This is a genomic window from Nguyenibacter vanlangensis (genome assembly GCF_038719015.1).
GTDB lineage: Bacteria > Pseudomonadota > Alphaproteobacteria > Acetobacterales > Acetobacteraceae > Gluconacetobacter > Gluconacetobacter vanlangensis.
Window position 1 is genome coordinate 2752999 of record NZ_CP152276.1, and the last position, 21371, is coordinate 2774369.

Here is a 21371-nt window from a genome sequence, read left to right on the forward strand (position 1 = left end):
AAGACTGTCATGAGAATGTGATGGATGCGCCCATAAACTTGCGCATCCATCACGTTATCGTGAGCGGTCAGATTTCCAGACCCCTCAAGATGTCCGTCTCCGGCGCGAAGTCCGGCAGGTCCACTTCGACAGCCCCCAGGGCCGCCGCCATCCTGGCTTCCTCGGCCTTGGCCCGGCGCTCCTGTTCCTGGCGCTCGGCCTCCTGGCGCGCCTCGATTTCCGAGAGTTTGAGCCTGGCCGGGGCAGTCTTGTCGGCCCATGCGTCATGCTCTGCCTGCCGAACGGCGGCGACCTCGGCGGCCTTGGCCCGGATGACGTCGGGTGTTGCCATCCCGGCGAGTTTTTCGCGGATTTCCTCGGCGTCCCTATGGGCGGCTTCGTGGTCTCGGGGGTTGCCCGGATTCTGGCCGACGATGCGCGGAGCCCCGAATGATGGCTGCCAAGTGATTGGCAGGCCGAGAGGGCGCAAGACCAAGTTCAACATGCCAATAGCCAGCTTTGCGGCGGCATCGGCAAGTTTGCCGGACAGCTTGCCATCCTTAACGATGTCGCTCGGTGCGGTCCGTTCGATAGTCGCCTCTGCCCGCTCAAGGGCGCGCTCGGCCCTTGCCCTGGCTCCGTTTACCTTCTGTTGATAGGCAGCGGCGATGGCCTGGGGGTCACGATTCCGCTCCGACCAGCGGGGTTCCCCAATGATGCGGCGCAGGGCAGCGGGGTCGTCCGGGAGGGGAAGGGATTTCGGTGCCGACGGGGCGGCTTGGGGCCTGGGGGCGGCCTCGGGCTCGGCCTGGGCGGCTGGGGCCTTGGGGGTGCGCTCGTGGAACGGCTTGCGGGCTTCTTCCTTCTGGCACCATGCGACATAATCAGCGATGCCGTATGGATATTCATGCCCCCGGGCGCGCTCGTAGATTTCGCGGAACTTGTCGAAGCCCTGCTCGGCCTTGCTTCTGTCCTGGGGGCCGAGCGCGTCGTATCCGCCGGTCGCCCGCGCCCACGCCGGGGCCTTTCGCACTGCTGCCTTTGCCATCTCTGCTTCTACCTCCCCAGTTTTCACTTTCAGGAGCCGGTGGAGTGCGGTGACTTCGATTCCATCGGCCACAGCGACCCACGTGCCTGGACGGCGGCCGGGCACAAGGTCGATTCCGGCATGATGCAGTGTGTCAATGAAAGGAAGGCAGTTTTCTGCATCTCTGGCTGCCCACGCCGCCGTGATGGCTGCCTTGATGGCCGGGGTCTTGATGCCGCTGCGTTTCAGGATTTGATGCGTGTCGGCGCTGTATGATTCCCGTGGCGCTGGCCGGGCCGCTGGGCCGAACGATTTCATGGCCGCCCCGACCCTGACCGCCGCCGCCTCATCCTCAAGGCCGCGCTGCTCAAGGGCCGCCGCCGCCCAAGTGTTGTGCCGCCCCTGCGTGAGGGCGTGGCCGAGCCGGACTTCGGCCAGCCTAGCGATGACTTCATTCCTCTTAAACATGAATCGCGAGTCCAGGACGTTGCCATCCTGGCGGATTTCTGGGATGGCGGCGTGCCAGTGGACTTCATATCCGCCTCCGTCATGGCGCGGCTTGCGATGCTCTATCAGAGTGCAATCCTCGACTTCATAGCCGAACTCCTGACCGTGAAGTCGGAGGATTTCCGTTGCTTGGGCGCGTGAGGTGGCATCTTCTGGACTGATAACAAGATGGCGGATTCCATACGTCCGGCCAGCCGCCTGGGCGTCCTGCATCATGGCGACCAGGGCGGACTTGCTGCCCTGGACGGTGGTGATTTCATCGTTCCCTTTGCCGTGCCAGAGATGGCGGATGAGGGCGTGCGGGCCGGATGCGGTCTTGATGCGGCTGGTCTTCAAAATCATCCGGCAGACCTCCGGCGACCTCCACCTTTCCTGCGGGGTGCGCGGGCATCGTTCAGGAAATCGGACACGTTAAGAAGCGCCGCCTCGACCTGTCCCAATGCCGCCTCGGGGTCAGCATGGCCGCCAGCGTTCATGTGGTGGGCAATCTGGTTGACGTTGTTGCCGATAGCGGCGATTTCACGACGGAGACGAATGAGTTCACCGACCAGTGCGCCAGGAGGCTGGCCGGTCGTGCTGGCTTCCGCTGCCAGGGACCGGAGCCATGCGGTCTTGTTGCTGCCTGCCGCCGCCGCCGCCCGCTCCCAGGCGGATAAGTCGGCTCGGCTGGCGCGGATGCGGAAAGAGTGTGTGCGGTCGGTCTGCATGTCGTCGCTCCTGATGACGTCATGATGCCGTGATGGTCGGCCATCATGAGGGGGTTCCACAGGGGGCTTCGCCCCCTTGGCCTGCTTGTTGTTTTGGACCTTAGGGCCACAAACAACACGGCTGGCTATGTCGAAGACATTATTATGAGGACATGCAAGCGACGGTGATTCAGTGCGTCACAAGATACGGTAGAATGATGAACATCAGCGCCACGAATGTGCCCATCCCGACAACGGGGGCGGCTCTATCTATAATGCGGCCCCACATCTTCTGATGGCGGCGGGTCACGATGGCGCGGTGCTCCGTGCCCTCGTACAGACGCTCAAAGATATGTTGTGCCGTCCCTCGCTTTGCGGGCCGGAACTGAAGCCCCGACGCCCTGGCGCTGGCGTAATGCTGGAATGCCCTTGCGGCACGCTCAACATCGCTGTCTAGATATGCGGATTCCCAGGTATCGCCTCGGCTGCGACATTCTGCATAAACGATTTCACAGTCAGCATCAGACAGCAGGCAGTTCTCTGCATAGTGCCACAATTCGTGGAATAACGTCGATTGTGCGTGCCTGCCGAATTTCTCGCAAAAAACAGTCACTTGACTGCTATTGCGCAGAAACACACCACCCGCGTCACCCCTGGGCGGGGCCATGACCGCGATGGCTTCCGGGGCGATGCGTCGATGATGGCTTACAAGATTCTCTTCTTTGTCCGCCGGTGACACACCATGACTATTCGTGTCTTCGGGGTCGTAGCCAAACTCGACGATTTCACTACTACCCAACCGCCTGCCTGTAATCTTCTCCACCGCCATGTGCCGCCTCCCTCTATTGTGGCCCTCACAATAATGATTCGCTGGCTTGCAAGTGACGGTGAGAAAATGTGGGGAAACCTGCATTTTGGGGAGTTTTCCTATGATGAGAGAACCGACGCCTGGCCAACATGTGGCCGGGATTATCGAACACATGCTTCCTTTTGCAGCGGTCGGAGTGGAACTGTGGAGGCTGTTGATTGAGAAGTTCATCGCGAGCATGGCCGAGATGCGGGCGGCTGACCTGGAAACCATGGCGGCCCGGCCGGAGAGATTGAACACAAGACCCGACCGCGATGCTCTGTATGAACGGGTGCGCGACCGAACGGCGACCTTGATTGAAGACCTGCGGCGTGCGGAAGATATGCCGCGCGGGTGGTTCTCATTTACTCCGACAGCAAAAAGGCGGCTGTCGGCCATCGACAAGGCGCAGGCGGCTGAGCGGGAGTGGTCGGAGAAGGGTGCGGTGCGATTCTTGCAAAGTGAGGCCGCGAAACTGGACCGGGCAGTCAGGCGGCAGGATAAGAAGATTCGGGATTTCGATAGTCGGCCGGAAGTCCAGGGAGCGGCGAGGCGACTGGACGATTATCCTGGCGCGGTCCGCATGGCCGAAGGTCTCCGTGAACTGAAGCCGGATGAGGAACTTTTCAAATCCTTGTCCCCGGCTATCGGCCAAGATGGCGGCATCGTGCGGGTAAACGCGCGGGCTGGGCTGGAACTGTTGAGGCGCAGGGTCGCGATTGCCGCCGCGACCAGGGGGGCGGCGGCTGGGAAGGGCGGCAGCTTGAAGGAGAAGGTGGAAATCGTGCCGGAACTCGAGGTCGCGCCGGAACCGGAACAGGATGACCGACCAGACATGCCGGACGACGATTCGCTGATGCCGACCGGACTGCTGATGTGAACCGCCTGGTGCCGGGCGAGGCGGAGCCGACCCCGACACCCCCTGCGAGCCTGAGCCGTCCCATCGGGCGGCGGCGATGTGGCGAGCATCTTTTGGCGGGCTTTCATGCATATAGTGATGCGATGATTCCAGTGCCCGAAAGAAAGAAGGAGGGCACATGAACACAGTACAATATGAACTTTCCGATACCGAACTCGACGCACTTGCAGCCCGCCAGGGCAAGTCAGGCATTGAGACACGGGAGGAAAACATCAACGGCAAGCCCACGCCATTTTTGCGAAAAAGTAATGGCAGGTGGATTAACGGCTTTGACTGGGTTCAATTCGCGCGACTACCAAGAGTGAGAGAAGACGAACATAACGGCACACGGTTCGTCATCGGCACGGGCATTTATTATTGCCCGGATGCCGACGGCAACATTGTGGATAGACCGAACCACGCACTACGTTTCGTGCATGACGGTATCGACGGGAGTGCAGAAATCAAAAAAGCCCTGTCGGGAGAAGTCACATCTGAAGATATCGAAAGCTGCCTTGACCGAATTCAAAAACTCTCTCGCGATGGAAGGCACTGCGAAGTTTCATTCGAATTGCTCAACATCATATTCTATGTCGCCGCCCGCGACACGCTCGCGCGCCTGAAGGAAATCGCAAATGCTAGATGAACTTTCCGCCGGTCCCGCACCCCTGATGTTCCCCGCCCCCGATGGGCTGGCGGAACGGGTGCAGATGGCGGCGGCACATGCCATGCACACTGTCCGGTTCGGGCCTGATGATGTGGTTCGACTGCGCAGAGAAGGGCGGAAGAAAGCCAATCTCCTGCTGCCCGACGATGACGCCGACAGCACCTACATAGAAATGTGGTGTGACCATCAAGGACAGGCTCGCACTGTCGGGGCGCTGTATTCAGCCGGGGTGGTGCTGGTTGCTGTAGGTGATGGCTGGCCCGGAGTGGGGCCGAAGGTGTTGCCGGGTGTGCTGCGGGTCGATGCGGGCGGCGTAGTGAAGATTGAGTGCGCGCAGGAAGTTCGGGCGGCAGTGTTCCACCAAGTGGCGGGATTTTCGGGGGACGTGCTGCGGGCGCTGGATGCCGTGGCGCGGGGGAGGACTGACTTGCATCAAGTGATGCCATGATTGCCGCGTGGCCCTCCGCCGGAGTGAGGGCATCAAGGGAGCGCAACCATGTCACAAAGTGTCGGCACAATCGCAGCGGGGTGGTCCGAGCAAACTCAAGCGGTCGGCAGGTTTCTTGTCGAGGCGGCGTTTATGGGCGGCATCGGGCTTACGGGCTTCGGGCTGTGGACGTTGTATCAAGCATCCAAGCCGCAAACACAACATACCTACAAAAGCGCCTTCACTCAGTTGGGCGTCGGCGGCGGGCTATGCTGCCTTCCGAGCATTACCGGCGTGTCTATCGGTGGAATCTTCGATGGCGGTTCGGGTGACGGTGCGCCGACGATTCAGCAGCCGACGTTTTCGGGGTGATTAGTCAGCCTTCTGGCTGACTTCTGCTCGCATCCGGATGGATGCGTTGTCCACGGCAAAAAGCGGTAGGTTGTCCACGATTTCCAGGTCGGCAGACCCGGAGCGAAGCGGAGCATCATTTCCCCGGGGCGGAAGCGCATCATGCAGCGCAGGGGAGCCCGGGGAAATGATGTGGTAATCGTGGACAAGCGTCAGGCGGATTCTCGATAGCTCTTCTTGAAGAACGACTCATCGTTCGCGATTACGCGGGCGATAGTGTCTTTTGACACGCCATAGTCCTTAGCCAGAGTCCGGAAGGTCTCGCCTTCCTCGTGCCTGCGCCGGACAGATTCCCTTTGGTGCTTTGATAGCTTGTGCTTCGGGCCACCGATACGGTAGCCCTGGTTCTGTCGGACGGCGCGGCCTTCAATCATATTCCTCCTGATTCCAGAATGGTCTAGCTCCGCGAATACGGCCATCATCTGAAGCATAGCCCGACCAACCGGCGTTGCTGTGTCGAGTCCGAGGTCACCGACCTTTAGCTTAATGCCGCGCTCTTCAAGCATCTCATGAAATGACCAGATTACGGCCGCCTTCCTGCCAATGCGGTTGGTGTAAGCAACCGCGATGGTGTCGCCTGGCTGCGCCTTCTCGATTAATTTCCGCAAGACCGGGCGCTTTTGCCACGCGACAGTGCCCGTCATCTTCTCTTCAATGATATGGTCCGGCCCAAGGCGACGGAGATTCGCCATCTGCGCGTCCGTCTCCTGGTCCCTGGTTGACACCCGCGCATACCCCCATGTGATTGGCGCTCTTTCTTCTATTTCGATGGTCTTCATGGCCATTTTCCCCGAGTCGGTTATGAGACAGAGTTATGAGACAGAAAACCCTAGGAATAGTGCGGGTCCGAAGGCTGTCCGATAACTTGGAAGATATGATACAGACTAGGGGATGCTACGGAGAAGGATTCCGAACATTTTGAGCGATGACCTTCTTTACTGACTCGCACCGCCATCATGGCGGGCTCGAAGGGGCACCGGGTGTCGGCTCCGCCTCGCCCCTGCGCCATGGTGGGTCGTCAGGCGGCTTCGCGGTAGATTTCGTCGAGGACTTCTTCGGTGAAATATGGGGCGCGACGGGGGCGGGCAGGCAGGGGGATGACCGTGGCCAGGACGGATTCCACGTGGGCGGTCGGCGGCACGGACGGGCGAAGATGGCGCGGAATGAGGGCGGACGCTGGCAATACGGCGACCTGATTCGTCGGGCCTGGGACGTATAGATTATGCTGAATGCCGCCGACTGCCGGAATGAGCCAGACGTCCGGTAGTCCGGCGGCTTCTTCGGCAGGAATCTCGACAATCTCACCTGTTTCGCGGTCAACCCTGCACCAGAACGACGATTCAGGTTCCGCTTGATGGTCATCGGCAGAGTTTAGGTCTTCACCTGTCTGTTTGTCGTCCTGCTGCTCACTGACAGTTAGGCCAGAATAGTGGACAATAGTGGCCTTCGCCCCATCCGGAATTACAGTTAGATGCCCTGGAACACGCGGCCCCTGCAACTCGTCCGCCTCGTCGTCCAGCGCCGCCGCCATCTCGGCCCGCGCCTCGACATCATCGATTACAGTTAGCACCCCTGATGCGCGCGCAGCGAACTCCAAAGCAAGCCACGGTTCCGGCGCACCGGCCTGATTCCAAAGGCGGGTTGCACTCTGGTGCCCTGGCCCCAGTTCCTCTAACAGCCGGTCATAGCTCTCAATGTCGGCGGGGTCATATCGGCGGACCAGGGCAACCGGCTCGCGCCAGGGCGTCGCCATGGCAATCGGAGCGGTCCAGCCGAGAAGATGGTTGCTCGTCGCGGGTGCCCGGCCGCCGTCCTGCCGCTTGAGCGGGCGGGCGGGCTGATGGTCTTCGGCTACAATCCGGCGTTCCTCCGCCGCCTCGCGCGCCTCTTCATCTGCATCTACGTCAACATGGCCGTGCGACAGGGACGTTGACTTCCCGACGAGAGCAAACTCACGGCCATCAACCACGGCCTTACGATTCGACAAGCGGACGCCTTTGCGGAATCCACGGAAGTCATTGAAAGAACTGAAGAATTTTGCCATTCTGCACTCATCGTATAGCCAGCGCACTTCATCTGCGTGGGCAGTATAGAGGTCGGCAGGCTTGCACACATATCGGATAATCCGTGCGACATCCTTGATTTCACCGCAATCGGAGAGGTGCGCGCCCATGAAGTCCTTGGCAAATTCAACAAATGCAGCCCATTCTTCTGGGGCGAAATTGTCTACCGTGACGACAACATTCGAGTGAACATGATACGAATGGTGCGCGTCGCCTTCACGCTGCTTGCGCGTATACTCAATACTTGAACATTGAAGCCTGATGTTGCCATCGGTCACGACCCTGGCGTGTGCTGCAAGCTGTGAGATGCGACGCACAAAGGCGCGGAATCGTTCGGCAAGGCCGCCGGGGGCGAAGGCAGGCACAGGGAGGCCGGAGGTCAGGACCATGTATCTCGTCTGCCCGGCCGGATGGCTGGCGCGCCGAGATTGTATGAATGCCCCGAGCTGATTCAGCCTTGGCCGCGCCTTTTCTACGGCGACCGCCGGGATAAACTGGTCGTCCCGAAAAATGGATGTCGTTAAAATCCCGACCTGCCGGGTCACGCCCGAGATGGTCGTCACCTGCGCATCGCGTCGGGCATACAAATCGAGCGGCCTGCGGGCGGTGCGCAGCTTGTCGCACAGGTCCTGAGATTGCCGATACAGTTCTTGCTGTCTTATGCGCCCGGCGACCCACGGGCCGGTTTTTGCGCGCTTGCCCGTTTTGCGTGCGGTCCAATCGTCGTGCGAATATCGGGAGACTGCATCTTCTGGCGGAAGTGCGGCGTGATGGTAGGTGCCTGCGGCGGCACGGACGGGCGGCATGTGAGCGGCCAATGGGCGCGCGTAATCAGCCGCGTCCCGGTCGGCTTCCTCAATCCAGTCCAGTCCTGCCGCCACAGTCGGCATAAAAAACTCCCCATCGCATGGAGATGGAGAGTTGAAACTGGCCACAACGACCAGCTATATTCCCTTCACCCCCAATACCCCAGGTTCTTCCGATAGCCCTTGCAGGGGCGATGACCGGAAAGACCTGGGGTAAATTCTTTGAATGGTGACGAAGGGGAGTCCTGGATTTCAAGGTTCGCGATGCGTTCTCTTTGTGACAAATTGTAACAACTGGGTCAGCGCCGGGCATCTCATTCCATCAGGCGGCAGATATCAAAGAAGGTCGGATAACGGATGGTCTCGACGGCTTTCCCGAGATTCCGGACGCCAATTCTCTTTGTGTAATTGATTTCCCCGATGCTCTTCTTCCTACCGTCCGCCGCCCCCTCGTGACCGAGAAGTGCGTCAATCCAAAGCGGCCGGATGGTCACTTCCTGATTTTGAAGCTGGGTCGAGACGGTATGCCTGAATGAATGAAACCTCGTATTCGGCGGGATACCGGCCCTTTTCTTGAACTTCGAAAACTCCCGGCTGAACACATACCCCCGCGAACTCCTGGGGCCTTCCGGGCTCAAATCTCCGAAGATGTAATCATGACCTCCACGCTCTACGTTCCTAATGCGCTCCATCAGGCCAAACTCTTGTCGGCGCAAGACCGAATGGACCGGAACAAGCCTGGACCCCGCTTCGCTCTTAGGCGACCAGGGCTCGGGGTCCGTGTGCTCTCGGACATGGAAACACTTAACGCCCTCAAATTCCACGACGTCCTGAGGGCGAAGGCGGCATATTTCCTCAAGCCGCATCCCCGAATATGCTGCGATTCCAACAAGGTGAGCGAAGGTCGCCTTGTATATGTCCCGATATGTCCATCTCGCCTCGACAAGCCTTTGAAGATTTTCATCGGACCAGTCCATAACAACAAGGCGAGTCCGCTTCACGTCGAAGCTATGGCCAGACCAAATATTTCTGTCCACTTCTTCGTGTCGCATGTGGTATTTCCACAACATGGACCAATTCGAAACGTGGTTTTTAACGCTCTTCTCTGATAGTGTCTGATAGTCTCCATTCTCTTCAAAGAAAGAGATGACCTCATCTATAGAGGCATTCTTGCTGTTTTTGTTATGAAGAGCCGGAATACGCCGGAGCGTATCGATAGCATTTTCAGCATCCTTCATAGACACGGACCGGATGGCAGTGTCACTGCCGAGGATTTCATCCAGGAACCTGAACGCGACTCGCTGCCCTCTTCGGGTATCGCCATTTTCATCGTATTTCTGAGCGGTGCCATCATAGAAGCGGACGATGGCCTGCCTTACAGAAATTGAGTGTGGCTGGGCTGATGGCACCAATGTCGGTCCAGCCCCTGACTGCGCCGACATGACACACAGTGCCCGCTCAAATGCCTGCATTTCTGCCGCATGTCCGGCTTTCTGCATTTCGGAAACCGTCTGCCAAGCTGCGGCCAGCTTCCTGAACGATTCCCTAACATCATGGGCAGAACTCATGACGAGGCTATTGAAATGGCCGATAACATCATCAGACGGCAGATTTTCGGCACCGGCAATAATCGCCGCTTTCAGTTCATCCACCGTGATTTCATTGCTGCGGAACTGAGCAATGAGGGCATCAAGCCTCTGCCGAACGTCCACGCCACGCCTCCTGAGAACAGCCTCGGTCTGCGTGTATAGCGCCGCCGCCCTGGCCTGGGCAGTCGAACGGTTGCCTGTTTTGAGCGATACCGAGATTTCCCGTCGTCCGGTCAGTGCCCGCAAATCTTGCGGAACCACACGCCGGAAGTGGTATGTCCGACCCACCTTTTTGAGCACTGCCCGCCCTCATGCGTGGGCAAAAAGTGGGCAACCGCGTGGGTAAACCGCACTTTTCGCCAAAAACCCGGACGGAAAAGTGTTTATTTTCAATGAGTTGTGTGTGGTGCGAGCTGCGGGACTCGAACCCGCACGCCCTTGCGGGCGCAAGATTTTAAGTCTCGTGCGTCTACCATTCCGCCAAGCTCGCCCGGCCCGTCGTCTAGCACACTCGCCAAGGCGGTAAAATCCGCGGGCCCGGTTTTTGTTGCCCGGGGTCCTTTCAAGCCATGCGCAACAGAGCGGGTCCATGACGCCGGAGCCAGGTTTCCGCCATATGGCGGTGAGGGGTCAGACTGGCGACCAGCATCCAGAAATCCGACCCATGATTCAGATGCCGCAGATGTGCCAGTTCGTGGGCAATGACATAGTGCTGGATTTCTGCCGGCGCCATCAGAAGGCGCCAACTGAGCATGATCGTTCCGTCCGAATTGCAGCTACCCCAGCGGCTGCTGGTGTCCTTGATCGCCAGCCGCCGTGGCCGCAGGCCTGACTGTTCGGCCAGTTGGGCCATGCGCGCGGACAGACGGCGCCGCGCCTCCTGCCTGAGAAAGGCGCCGAGACGGCGGCGCATGAACTCGGCCTCTCCACTGACCATGATGGTCTCGCCTTCGATCCATACGCCGCCCCGCGCATGCGGGCAGTGACGAATGGCATGCGGGCGGCCATCCAGCAGCACCTGGCCGCCATCATGCCATGGCGCATCCGGCGGCAGGTGATCCAACCGACTGAAAACCCAGATCGCGTGGGTGCGTAGCAGCGCCAGGCCGGCTTCACGTGTCGTGCGAGGCGGCAGGGTGACGACGACGCCGGCCTGTCTGGGATCAATCCGCAGGGTGACCCGGCGCGCCTGGAGGGAGTGACGCCAGAAGACGGAGATATCACGCCCCTCCAGCGACACAGTCTGCTTCGCCGCCTTGTCCGTGCCGGAGAGGGCGTTCATCAATCCACGCGGCGCAGCTTGGGACGGCGCGGCTTGGGCATGGTGCCGGGCCAATCGACGATGTGATGTTCCAGCAGGCCGGCGCGGCGTTCGCTGAGTGCCCGGCCGCGGACGGAAATTCCGGCCTGGTGTACGGTGTCGGGCGAACCGGATACCAGAGGGTGCCACCACGCCAGGGGGCGGCCCTCGGCCAACAGGCGATAGGCGCAACTGGGCGGCAGCCAATCGATGTCGGCCAATGCCTCGGGCGTCAACTGCACGCAATCGGGGACTTTGCGCCGCCGCTGCGCATAGTCGGAGCAACGGCAGGTTTCCAGGTCCAGCAAGCGGCAGGCAACGTTGGTATAAAGGACCTCGTTCGTCTCATCCTCGCGCAGCTTGTGCAGGCAGCATCTGCCGCAGCCGTCACACAGCGCTTCCCATTCCTCGGCCGTCATTTCGTCCAGGCGCCGAGTCTGCCAGAATGGAGGAGTATCGGTCATGGTCGACGATCATATGGGATTGGGTCGTGGCTGAGAAGACAAGCGGCCGCCCCCGTGATCCGCCATACAGAGCCAGCAAAATCGTAGCCGCCATGGCCAGCGCCATTGCCGCCAGCACGGCCGGGCCAAGCAGCGGCAACCAGAGCATGCGCAGGCGCGCCGCCTGCCCGGCCCCCAGCCCCCGGGCTGTACGGGTCATGTCCCGCGGCAGGGCCGACAATGCCCGTAGCGGCAGGAGCACGATCAACGGCACCAGGCATGCCCCGCGCAGCAGCGCGCCGGTAATCATGCCGTCGGGTAAGAGCGACGGCGATGCCGCAACCATGACACCCGGGATCAGGAGCATCGATGCCACGATGCGGGCAGCGATCAGCGCACACTCGATACGCAGGCCGCGCAGGGCCAGGCAGACGAGAAAGATCAGCGTGGCACCGCCGCTGCCGCCCGCCAAGGTCAACAAGGCGGACATCATTCGGCCTGTCACGAAGGCGCCGCCAGCCAGTCCGCGAACCGCTTGGTCAGTTCCGGGAGATGGGCCTGCCAGAAGGCCGCATCCATGGGGATGGGCTGCGGTCCGGAAACAGGGCGACCATGATATAAGGCAGCGAAGCGCGTCACCTGTTCGGGTTGACCCATGTAAGTCAGCAGCGCGCGCACCTTGGCCCGCGTCGCATCATCCAGTCCGGTTGCGACCCCCCAGCACAGCACGTCGTCCAGGCTCTGGTCCCATTGCAGCCCGACATCGCGATGGCCTGCCGCATCCTGCATGGCGGCGACCTCGCCCGCGGCGGCGCTGGTCATCAGCACGCTGCCATTGCCGATAATGCGCGCCGAGTCCGCAGCATCGGTCCACCAGACGATATAGGGGCGCAACTGGCTGAGCTTGTGGAACGCCCTGGCGACGCCTTCCGGCGTGGCGAGGACGGTGTAGACATCGGACGCCGGCACGCCGTCAGCCATCAGGGCAATTTCCAGGGTGGAACGCGGATCCTTGCGCAGGCCACGCTTGCCGGGATAGCGGACAACGTTCCAGAAATCCGCCCAATGGGGGGCGCTCGGCACCCGGCCGCGGTCCCAGGCCAGGGCGATTCCATCATGCAGAGCAGGCACGCCACAAGCATCGGCGCTGCCCGGACTGCCGCCCAGCCGCTGCAATTGGCCCTGCAGGCAGGCGATACGGGCCGTGCTGTCCTCCATCAACGCCAGCATCCAGGTGCCGCGCCCGATGGGCGGGCGTTCTGCCAGGACCGGCAGAGTGCCGTCCCAGATATAATGCAGCACGCTGGCACCCGAACTGGCCGCGAAAGGACGAAAGAACGCCTCGGCTTGAGCCTTGCCCAAGGCACCACCCCAGCTATTGACCACCAGCGCGTGCGTCCGCCACCGGCTCTTGGCTTCAGGCCGGGTCGGCGTCAGCGCCAGCAGAAGCATGAAAATCCCGACCAGATAGCGGAGCGGTCGGCGACGTGGACAGGACGAACCGGACAGGGGGACAAACTTTCGAATGGCGACGGGTGTCGAACGCTAGCTCATTTCACCGCGAAACGGAAAGGCCACCGCATGCACGGGCGGCCAGGCCAATTGGGCCGGTCGCCCGGGTTCCAGACCCGTCAGGCTTTGCGCCGGCGGACGCCGCACCAGGATTTCCTGCCCGTCGCCCAGGCGGAAACGCAGACGAATGTGATCGCCCATATGATGCAGTGCGACCAGGCTGGCGGGCAATGTTCCTTCTTCAGGGTCGGCAGTTGCGCGGCCTGAAGGGAATAAGGTCGCGATTCGATCCGGACGGATGCACAACGTGCAGAGCATGTCCGGAGCCAAGCCTTCGGCAGCCCGCGCTTCGACCACGCATCCGTTGGCCAGGTGAACCCGGGCCACATCGTCCTCCACCGCGCCAACGCGGCCGGTCAGGGTATTGGCATCGCCGAAATCGGCGGCAACCGCGGCACAGGCCGGGTTGTCGAACAGATCAACCGGTCGCCCCGTCTGCAGCAGCGTGCGGCCGGACAGAACGCCGATCCGATCCCCCAGCAGCAAGGCGTCCTCGCGGTCACGGGTGGCCAGCAGCATCGTCAGATTCTGTGCCCTGGCCAGCCGGGCCAGCACCTGCCGCAGGGTGCTGCGGTCGTCAGGTTCGAGCTTCGCAAAGGGGTCATCCAACAGCAGCACGGGGGGGGCGAAGACCAGCAGCCGGGCCAGCCGGGCCCGCCACGCTTCCTGTGGCTCCAGAGCCTGCGGTGCATGCTCGGCGCGTCCGTCCAAGCCCGTCAGGGCCAGAGTCTCATTGACCCGGGCGGCGATAGAGGACCGATCGTATCCGCGTGCCCCGAGCGGGAAGGCCACGTTCTGCCGCACCGTCATATGCGCGAACAAATGATCCCGCGGACTGAACAGGCCGATGCCGCGCTGCCCGGCTGTATCCATGGACCTGTCCTGCCCGTCGATGAGAATTTCACCCCCGAGGCGGGGTAGGTGGCCGGCCAGCGTATCCATCAGGCATGACATGTCCGATACCCGATTGCCCAGCAGGGCCAGGCACATCCCACGTTGCACGGCAAACGACAGCGCGGGAGCGAAGGGATCGAGCGGCGCGCACATGAGGCCGCGTACATCCAGACGAGGAAGGACGGGCGGACGAGGAGAGACCACGGGCATACGAAAACCGAAACTTGACGAATAAGCGACGCGTTGGCTCCACCGTAGCCAACTTTAATCAAGGACACGAGCGATGTTCCGACGCAAAGCCCCGAAACCCACCCAGGAAGCCCTGAAGGCGACCCATGACGAATTGCTGTCACTGAAGGCGCAGGTAGAGCGCCTGATGAATGAGCATGTCACCCCGGTCCTGGCCGATGCGGCAGACCGGGCCGAGCACGTCGTTGCCAATGCGCGCGAACTGACGGATCATCAGGTGCGGGACGTCACGACCCGTGTGCGCGCCAAACCCTGGCTGGCCATGGTCATCGTCGCGGCGATCGGCTATCTGGCGGGACGCGTGATGAGGTAGGACGCCGCAAACACAGCAGAGGGACAAAGCGAGGACCATGAAAATAGCCGAACTTGGCAAGGCCACCGTCCAGGCGGAACTGACCGTCCGCCGCCAGATGGCCATCCGCATTGGCCGGCAGGTCGCTTTTCTGGTCATCGCCGCAATATTCGGCCTGCTGGCCGTACTGTCGGGCCACGCATTGCTGTGGGCATTTGCCTATCAAACGCTGGGATTCAGCGTATTGGGCGCGGCCATTCTGGTCTTTGCCATTGATGCAGCCGTGGCTGTCCTGTTCCTGCTGCTGGGCCGCAGGTCGATTATGACGCCTGAGGAAATCCGCGCACGTTTCGAGCGGGATCATGCCATCAACGACCTGCGTCAGGCCATGGCACTGACGGCCATTACCTCGGCAATCGCAGGGCCGGTGGGCCGCCAGGCCGGGCGAGCCATCTGGCAGGTCATGCGATCGGCCTTCGGCCGGAAAGGCTAGAAACCACAGGCCGGAAACTGGCGCCCGGCTTTTCCGCCACGAAGATGCCTGTCCCGGAATGGGGAGCATACCGAAATTGCAATAGCTCCCACCCGGCGTTTCTGGAAACGTGCTGCCGATCGAGGATCTTGAGCGCACGAAGCATTCGCGTGCGTGCCGAGCTGGGACATTGGGACATTTTGCGGATGGCGGCCTCCGAACACAAACGGGGAGGCCGATAGTGCGGGACTTGGGCCCTTTCCAAGGGCGCCCCGGCGTTGGCAGCGCATTCTTCCCCCCCTACGACAATTCATCTCCTTGCCCGACGGGGTTGTACGGTCCCGGTCGGAACGGGTCCCCGATTGCCGGTCCGCGCGGGAGCTGAGGGGTGAAGGGATGCTGAGCGAATTTGACCTGTTTGGCGTGTTTATGGCGCCGATCGTGGTGTATGCGGTTGCGGCGTTTCCGGTGACGATGGCGATCCGCTTTGTGCTGTGGTGGACGGGGCTGATGGGGTGGTTCTGGCACCTGGCGCTGTTCGAGGTGGCGCTGTACGCGTGCGTGCTGTGTTTTCTGATTTTGTATGTCTGACCGGGTATTTTGCGGATGTTCGAGAGAGTGCGATGCCCCTGCTGCGTAATCTGATCCGGGTGGTGCTGACCCTGGCGGTCGTCGTTCTGGCGATCGTGCTGGGGATGGATCTGTGGGACACGTATATGATCGCGCCATGGACCCGCGACGGGCGGGTGCGGGTCTATGTCGTCGACGTGGCGCCGGAGGTGCCGGGCACGGTGGTGCAGGTGCCGGTGGTGGACAACCAGTTCGTGCACAGGGGCGACCCGCTGTTCGTGCTGGATCCGGTGCGCTTCCACCTGGCGGTGCGCGAGGCGCAGGCGCGGCTGGACGGCGCGCTGGAGGAACTGAAGCTGAAGCAGAGCGATGCGAAGCGCCGGATGGGGCTGGGCGGCATCGTGTCGGCCGAGGAGCAGGAGCGGTTCAATTCCGGCGTGGCGACGCAGATCGCCGCGGTGGATGCGGCGCGCGCGGCGCTGGACCTGGCGAAGCTGAACCTGCAGCGCTCGGTGCTGTATGCGCCGGTCAACGGCTATGTCACCAACCTGAACCTGCGGGTGGGGGATTACGCGACGGCGGGCCAGCCGCGGCTGGCGGTGATCGATGCCGATTCCTTCTGGGTGAACGGGTATTTCGAGGAAACCAAGATGTGGGGCGTGCATGTCGGCGACGCCGCGCGCGTCAAGCTGATGGGCTACAAGCCGATCCTGCCCGGCCATGTCGTGTCGATCGCGCGCGGCATCAACGACCAGAACGGCAATCCGGACCGGCTGGGGCTGCAGGACGTCAATCCGATCTTCACCTGGGTGCGGCTGGCGCAGCGCATCCCGGTGCGCATCCACCTCGACCGGGTGCCGGACAGCGTCACGCTGGCGGCGGGCATGACCTGCACGGTGACGGTGGGGCCGGAGACGCCCGGCCAGCGCGGGCGGCTGACCACCTGGCTGCAAGACCATCTGTGAGCCGGGCCGCGCGATGAGAATGAAGAACCAGGGGACCGGCAGGGCCGGCCTGCTGCTGGGGGCGGCGGGCCTGCTGGCGGCCTGCACGGTGGGGCCGCGCTATCAGCCCGACCGCATGGCGATCCCCGCGCGCTTTGCCGAGGACGGCCATGCCGCGACGCCGGCGGAGATCGCCCGCACCACGGCCGAGATGAAGGATTGGTGGCATCGTTTCGGCGATGCCGAACTGGACCGGCTGGTGGACCGGGCGATCGCGGGCAATTACGATCTGCGCATCGCCGGCCAGCGCATCCTGGCCGAGCGGGCGCTGCGCGATGCCCAGGCCTCGGCCTGGTATCCGCAGATCGACGCCGGCACCGTGGCGGGCGACAGCCGCTATTCGATCAATATCGACAACTGGCCGATCCGGCCGGGCAATCCGGCGAACCGGCCCGAGGCGTCGTACCTGTCCTATGGGGTCAGCGCCAGTTGGCAGCTCGACGTGTTCGGGCGGATCCGCCGCAGCGTCGAGGCGCAGGAGCGCGCGGTGGAGGAGACGGTCGAGGACCGGCGCGCGGTGCTGATGACCATGCTGTCGGAACTGGCCGGCGACTACATGGTGCTGCGCGACACGCAATTGCGGCTGCAGATCGCCGAGCGCAACATCCGGGTGGCGCAGGACGCCCGCGACCTGGCGCAGCGGCTGTATCAGCAGGGGGTGGGCACCACGCTGCAGGTCGCGCAGGCGCAGTCCGAACTGGAGACGCAGATCGCGGCGCGCGAGCCGCTGCGCACCCATATCGCGCAGATCACCCATGCGCTGGACGTGCTGATGGGACAGATGCCCGGCACCAGCGCGGCGGCGCTGGAACAGCCGGGGCCGCTGCCGCGCGTGCCGGATTTTCCGGCGACGGTGCCGTCGGTCGTGCTGGCCAACCGGCCGGACATCCGCCGGGCCGAACGGGCCTATGCCGAGGCGACGGCGCGGATCGGGGTTGCGGTGGCGCAGCTCTATCCGAATTTCAGCATCCCGCTGAGCTTCAACCCGAACGCGTCGGCGATGTATCAGCTGTTCGAGACCGGGGCGCTGAGCTGGCAGTTCTTCATGATGGCGTCGCTGCCGCTGATGCATGGCGGCAAGCTGACGGCGCAGGTGCGCGCGGCGCAGGCGGCGGCGGAGGCCAGCCGCCTGGCCTATCGCCGGACGGTGCTGCAGGCGTTCCGCGAGGTCGAGGACGCGATGGCGGCCTGGCATGACGACGTGGAACACACCGAATGGCTGCACCGCGCGGCGCTGGACAGCGCGCTGGCCAGCGACCGGGCGCGCCGGCTGTATAGCGCCGGGCTGGTGGGCTTTCTGGACGTGCTGACCACCGAACGCACCGCGCTGGCCGCCGAGAACGCCGAGGCCGTCGCCCGGCTGGAGCGGCTGCAGGACGCCGTCGCCCTCTATACCGCCATCGGCGCCGGATGGCAGGGCGTCCCCCTGACAGCCTCCGCTCTGCCCGTCTCGCTCGAAACACAGCACGCCCTCGCCCGCGCCTTCCAGCAATAAAACAGCCGCAGGCACAGGGGGCAGGCGGGGTCAGCGAGCGGGGAGACCGTCCTTGACGGTACTGCCATACGGGCCAAGTGGGCCAGCTCCGTCGCACGGAGAAGCCGATTCAGATCGTTTGTAAGGAAGGTGGCGCACCCGAAAGGACTCGAACCGACGTCCGCAAATGTTTCTGAGCGTTCCAACAACACACTGATTCAACGCTTTATATTTTTCATCACGTTTCCGTGTGTTCCTGAACGTCTCCTATGATGCCATTTTCTTTCGTGGGTCTGTTCATTGGTTTCCCATCGTGGGTCTGGTTGGATGGAGCCTTCCTGATGCTAATTTGACCCATGCCAAAGATCGTTTCGAATCGCCTGACTGCCCGCACCGTCGCCTCCCTGAAGGACGGAGTTTATTGCGACGGCGGCAATCTGTGGCTGACCGTGAAGGGCAACACCCGCGCCTGGTCCGTCCGCTACACCAGCCCGACCACTGGCAAGGCCCGAGAGATGGGAATCGGGTCCGCCCGGGCAATCAGCCTGGCCGACGCCAGAGCCCGGACGGCCGACGCGCGCAAGCTGGTCGGCACCGGAGTTGACCCGATCGACGCGAGAAAAGAAGAGCGGACTGCCCGCCGGCGGGAGGTCGGCCTGACATTCGAGCAGGTCGCCGAACGCTTCATGAAAGAGCGGGCGCCGAGTTGGCGCAGTGCGCGCGCCGCGCCGCTCCGATATGGAATTCTACGCATCCACATCTATCCGATCGTCGGCAAGAAGCAGGCAGCAGCGGTCGAGACCGATGACGTGCTGGCGGTGCTCCGCCCGATCTGGACCGCCAAGCCGGAGACAGCCGGCCGGGCGCGGTGGTTGATCGAGCACATTCTCGATTACGCGAAGATCCACAAGTGGCGAACGGGGGAAAACCCGGCTCGGTGGCGAGGACACCTGTCGAACGTGCTGCCCCGATTGTCCACAGTCGCAAAGGTCGAGCACCTTCCGGCCGTCGCTCGGAAGGACATCGGCAAGGTGATGCGGCGCCTGGCGGAGTCCCAGGGCGTGGCCGCGCTGGCCGTGCGCCTCGCCTGTTTGACCGCAGCCCGGTCCGGCGAAATCCGCGGCGCGATATGGTCCGAAATCGACCTCAAGGGGAAAGTCTGGATTGTGCCGAAGGGGCGCATGAAGATGGGGCGCGAACATCGCGTCCCGTTGTCGGCCGGCGCGCTGGAGGTCCTGCAAACGGTGCTGCCTCTACGCGATAGAGAGCACGGCGACCAGGTCTTCCCTGGCGGCAAGCGCGGCAAGCCCTTGTCCGATGTCGCCTTGTCGAAAGCGCTGAAGCTGGCGGCCGGCACCGATGACGTGACGGTCCATGGCCTGCGCTCCACCTTCCGCGACTGGGCAGCCGAGGAAACCGACTATCCGCGCGAGGTGGCCGAAATGGCCCTGGCGCATGCGATCGGCGACAAGGTAGAGGCGGCCTATCGCCGCGGGGATCTGTTCGAGAAGCGCCGGCAGATGATGGATGGCTGGGCACGCTGGGTGCTGGAGCCGGGCGAGGGAAAGGCTGACCAGCAGCCGTAGGGGCCGGACGCCAGGGGCATATGCCTTTTTCCACGTTTACAAGGGGTGGCGCGGTTTTCGGGGTCACCCTATCTCCTACAGGCACACCCTAAATCTGGTCGGACGAGTCGGACCAGTCGGACACTGTGTTAGAAATGGCGGTTTTCTGCGCCCTGTGTGCGATGCATATCTGTCCGACTGTCGCTTTATGCTGTCGGACAGGTCGGACGGAGGGTGGCCAAGCTCGCGGCGCCGGCGGCGATGGCGGCCAGTCCGATCAGGCCGCCCAGCACCAGGCGGCCGCGTCGGCGGGCCTTGGCGCGGCGCATAGGCAGCGCCGCCAGCCAGATCGTGGCCAGGCCAAGCAGCATCGTGCCGCGCCCGTCCGGCTTGACGGCGAGATGGCGCAGCACGGGAATCGCGATCATGACGGGGGCCAGCGCCATGGCGGCGGGTGCGTCCTCGGCCGCGAGCATGACCGGGGTGGCGGCTCCCCGGCCGGCGACGACGCCCAGCCTCGTTGCCAGCAGCACGCCGCCCAGCCCGTCCAGCCGCCCGGCGCTGCCGGGCGCCGCGGCCAGCGGCACGGCGCCCGGCACCGCGTGCAGGATGCCCGACAGACTGAGCCGGAACATGTCCCAGCCGCGCCGCGCGTGGTGGCGATGGCCAGCGCCGCCCCGGGTGCGCGCATATCAGCGCGGGGCGGCGGCGAGCGGCGTCCTCAGACCTGCAAGGTCAAATTGACCACGCAGATGCGGTCGCTTAGGCCGCCTCCAGTTCAAGATGCGCATTCACGCGCTGCAGGGTCACGGCGTCGTCGAGAACGCTGCCGGATACGACGCCGCGGAAGACCATCCACCGCGCTACGACGGACCATTGCCAGAGCGGGGTCGACGTCGTTACCCGGGCGCAGGGCGAAGGGAAGCCTTCTCCCCGCTTGTTGGCAACATACAGGCTGACGGCCGCCTTGGAGATGCCAGAGCGGGTGGCGATGTCGGTCAGACTGACCAGCGGATCGGGCTCCACGCGCTCGACCTTCGCGCCAGCGCGCCGAACATCAGCGATCGCGGATTCGATTGCGCTATTCAGGCTCTCCGCCTCTCGGGCAAAGTCCAGGATGATATTTCCCTTCTGGAATGAGACCGTCGCATCGTCGCAGCCATTGTCATAGAACCGGCCCTCGAAGTCGTCGGCCGCCTCATCCAGGCCGGACGCAATGATGCTGAACTCATACGTTTTCATCGTTGTCCTCCCCCTCCTGATGCGGGCAGCGATCAACAGCCCGCCTGATCTGCCGCGCATGCACTTCCGGATTTCTCGGGGTTCCGCTCACACCGATTTGGCAGCCGTCACGGTCCGCATGTGCACAAAACAAACGGCCCCAATGCCCACGCGGGTGGTCGCAATACCATCCTTTTGCTTCGGCATCCCGAATGGCTTGCTCCACCTCCTTCGAGGGGTGTCTGGGGCGCTTGCCCGAAGGGTTTGCCTTAGCACCCATTGGGCCACGCCCTTGTAGCTTTCGTGTAAACACTTGTCAACGGATTACTTCATACCATCCCATGGCATTCCACAGCGTATCACGCGGATGCATTCAGGGAAGAACAGCGTCCTGATGGGGGCCGTTCA

The 21371-nt window shown here is 62.8% G+C and carries 23 protein-coding genes, 1 tRNA gene and 1 pseudogene; 10 read left to right on the forward strand and 15 right to left on the reverse strand.

What is annotated here, in order from left to right:
- Positions 1-67 precede the first annotated feature (67 nt).
- The 3 genes from AAC691_RS12805 to AAC691_RS12815 all read right to left on the reverse strand — a co-directional run bounded on the left by AAC691_RS12805 (position 68) and on the right by AAC691_RS12815 (position 3028).
- Positions 68-1855 (reverse strand): hypothetical protein, encoded by a 1788-nt coding sequence (locus tag AAC691_RS12805; RefSeq protein WP_342627170.1) that lies wholly within the window; start codon positions 1853-1855, stop codon positions 68-70.
- Positions 1852-2220: a plasmid mobilization relaxosome protein MobC gene (gene mobC, locus AAC691_RS12810; protein WP_342627171.1), complete on the reverse strand. Its 369-nt coding sequence runs from the start codon at positions 2218-2220 to the stop codon at positions 1852-1854. Before mobC ends, AAC691_RS12805 begins: the two co-directional genes overlap by 4 nt.
- Before the next feature lie 169 nt (positions 2221-2389).
- Entirely contained in the window at positions 2390-3028 is a 639-nt protein-coding gene (locus AAC691_RS12815; RefSeq protein ID WP_342627172.1) for a hypothetical protein, read from the reverse strand.
- Positions 3029-3128: 100 nt separating this feature from the next.
- Between AAC691_RS12815 and AAC691_RS12820 the strand changes: the two genes are divergently transcribed.
- The 4 genes from AAC691_RS12820 (at position 3129) to AAC691_RS12835 (ending at position 5410) form a co-directional block, all read left to right on the forward strand.
- Positions 3129-3926 carry a hypothetical protein gene (locus tag AAC691_RS12820; RefSeq protein ID WP_342627173.1) on the forward strand — a complete coding sequence of 266 codons (798 nt, stop codon included), beginning with the start codon at positions 3129-3131 and terminating at the stop codon, positions 3924-3926.
- A gap of 157 nt (positions 3927-4083) precedes the next feature.
- Positions 4084-4590: a hypothetical protein gene (locus AAC691_RS12825; protein WP_342627174.1), complete on the forward strand. Its 507-nt coding sequence runs from the start codon at positions 4084-4086 to the stop codon at positions 4588-4590.
- Complete coding sequence (locus AAC691_RS12830) at positions 4580-5059, forward strand: hypothetical protein (RefSeq protein ID WP_342627175.1); 480 nt, start codon at positions 4580-4582, stop codon at positions 5057-5059. The genes AAC691_RS12825 and AAC691_RS12830 overlap by 11 nt, the downstream gene beginning before the upstream one ends.
- A 48-nt stretch (positions 5060-5107) precedes the next feature.
- Positions 5108-5410, forward strand: a complete 303-nt coding sequence (locus AAC691_RS12835) for a hypothetical protein (RefSeq protein ID WP_342627176.1) — start codon at positions 5108-5110, stop codon at positions 5408-5410.
- Between the two features lie 191 nt (positions 5411-5601).
- Here AAC691_RS12835 and AAC691_RS12840 read toward each other — a convergent pair whose 3' ends face one another.
- The 10 genes and pseudogenes from AAC691_RS12840 to AAC691_RS12880 all read right to left on the reverse strand — a co-directional run bounded on the left by AAC691_RS12840 (position 5602) and on the right by AAC691_RS12880 (position 14269).
- Entirely contained in the window at positions 5602-6228 is a 627-nt protein-coding gene (locus AAC691_RS12840; protein WP_342627177.1) for a recombinase family protein, read from the reverse strand.
- Between the two features lie 239 nt (positions 6229-6467).
- Positions 6468-8402 (reverse strand): hypothetical protein, encoded by a 1935-nt coding sequence (locus tag AAC691_RS12845; RefSeq protein ID WP_342627178.1) that lies wholly within the window; start codon positions 8400-8402, stop codon positions 6468-6470.
- A gap of 230 nt (positions 8403-8632) precedes the next feature.
- Positions 8633-10030: a tyrosine-type recombinase/integrase gene (locus AAC691_RS12850; protein ID WP_342627179.1), complete on the reverse strand. Its 1398-nt coding sequence runs from the start codon at positions 10028-10030 to the stop codon at positions 8633-8635.
- Positions 10031-10051: 21 nt separating this feature from the next.
- A pseudogene (locus tag AAC691_RS22345) lies at positions 10052-10207 on the reverse strand (DUF6538 domain-containing protein); the annotation flags it as partial.
- Positions 10208-10311: 104 nt separating this feature from the next.
- Positions 10312-10397 (reverse strand) — tRNA-Leu (locus AAC691_RS12855).
- 72 nt (positions 10398-10469) lie between these two features.
- Positions 10470-11189, reverse strand: a complete 720-nt coding sequence (locus AAC691_RS12860) for a SprT family zinc-dependent metalloprotease (RefSeq protein WP_176638739.1) — start codon at positions 11187-11189, stop codon at positions 10470-10472.
- Positions 11189-11671: a YcgN family cysteine cluster protein gene (locus AAC691_RS12865; protein WP_176638740.1), complete on the reverse strand. Its 483-nt coding sequence runs from the start codon at positions 11669-11671 to the stop codon at positions 11189-11191. The genes AAC691_RS12860 and AAC691_RS12865 overlap by 1 nt, the downstream gene beginning before the upstream one ends.
- Positions 11595-12131: a hypothetical protein gene (locus AAC691_RS12870; protein WP_342627180.1), complete on the reverse strand. Its 537-nt coding sequence runs from the start codon at positions 12129-12131 to the stop codon at positions 11595-11597. Before AAC691_RS12870 ends, AAC691_RS12865 begins: the two co-directional genes overlap by 77 nt.
- A gap of 20 nt (positions 12132-12151) precedes the next feature.
- Entirely contained in the window at positions 12152-13102 is a 951-nt protein-coding gene (locus AAC691_RS12875) for an extracellular solute-binding protein (protein WP_342627181.1), read from the reverse strand.
- Positions 13103-13195: 93 nt separating this feature from the next.
- The gene (locus AAC691_RS12880; protein ID WP_342627182.1) at positions 13196-14269 is read right to left on the reverse strand and encodes an ABC transporter ATP-binding protein; all 1074 of its coding nucleotides are present in this window, start codon (positions 14267-14269) and stop codon (positions 13196-13198) included.
- Positions 14270-14399: 130 nt separating this feature from the next.
- Here AAC691_RS12880 and AAC691_RS12885 point away from each other — a divergent pair, with 130 nt between their 5' ends.
- From AAC691_RS12885 to AAC691_RS12910, 6 genes are all read left to right on the forward strand, one after another.
- Positions 14400-14678: a hypothetical protein gene (locus AAC691_RS12885; RefSeq protein ID WP_176638744.1), complete on the forward strand. Its 279-nt coding sequence runs from the start codon at positions 14400-14402 to the stop codon at positions 14676-14678.
- A gap of 37 nt (positions 14679-14715) precedes the next feature.
- On the forward strand, positions 14716-15150 hold the full coding sequence (locus AAC691_RS12890) for a hypothetical protein (protein WP_323989562.1): 435 nt from the start codon (positions 14716-14718) through the stop codon (positions 15148-15150).
- 375 nt (positions 15151-15525) lie between these two features.
- Positions 15526-15720, forward strand: coding sequence for a DUF1656 domain-containing protein (locus AAC691_RS12895; protein ID WP_176638746.1), 195 nt, complete (start codon positions 15526-15528; stop codon positions 15718-15720).
- Positions 15721-15752: 32 nt separating this feature from the next.
- The gene (locus AAC691_RS12900; RefSeq protein ID WP_176638747.1) at positions 15753-16664 is read left to right on the forward strand and encodes an HlyD family secretion protein; all 912 of its coding nucleotides are present in this window, start codon (positions 15753-15755) and stop codon (positions 16662-16664) included.
- Positions 16665-16677: 13 nt separating this feature from the next.
- Positions 16678-18198: an efflux transporter outer membrane subunit gene (locus AAC691_RS12905; protein WP_342627183.1), complete on the forward strand. Its 1521-nt coding sequence runs from the start codon at positions 16678-16680 to the stop codon at positions 18196-18198.
- A 335-nt stretch (positions 18199-18533) separates the two neighbouring features.
- Entirely contained in the window at positions 18534-19763 is a 1230-nt protein-coding gene (locus tag AAC691_RS12910; RefSeq protein ID WP_342627184.1) for a phage integrase central domain-containing protein, read from the forward strand.
- Between the two features lie 185 nt (positions 19764-19948).
- Here the strand turns inward: AAC691_RS12910 and AAC691_RS12915 are convergent, their stop codons facing one another.
- A complete protein-coding gene (locus AAC691_RS12915; RefSeq protein WP_342627185.1) occupies positions 19949-20377 on the reverse strand; it encodes a hypothetical protein in 429 nt (142 codons plus the stop codon).
- A gap of 127 nt (positions 20378-20504) precedes the next feature.
- Complete coding sequence (locus tag AAC691_RS12920) at positions 20505-20984, reverse strand: hypothetical protein (protein WP_342627186.1); 480 nt, start codon at positions 20982-20984, stop codon at positions 20505-20507.
- Positions 20985-21371: the final 387 nt, after the last annotated feature.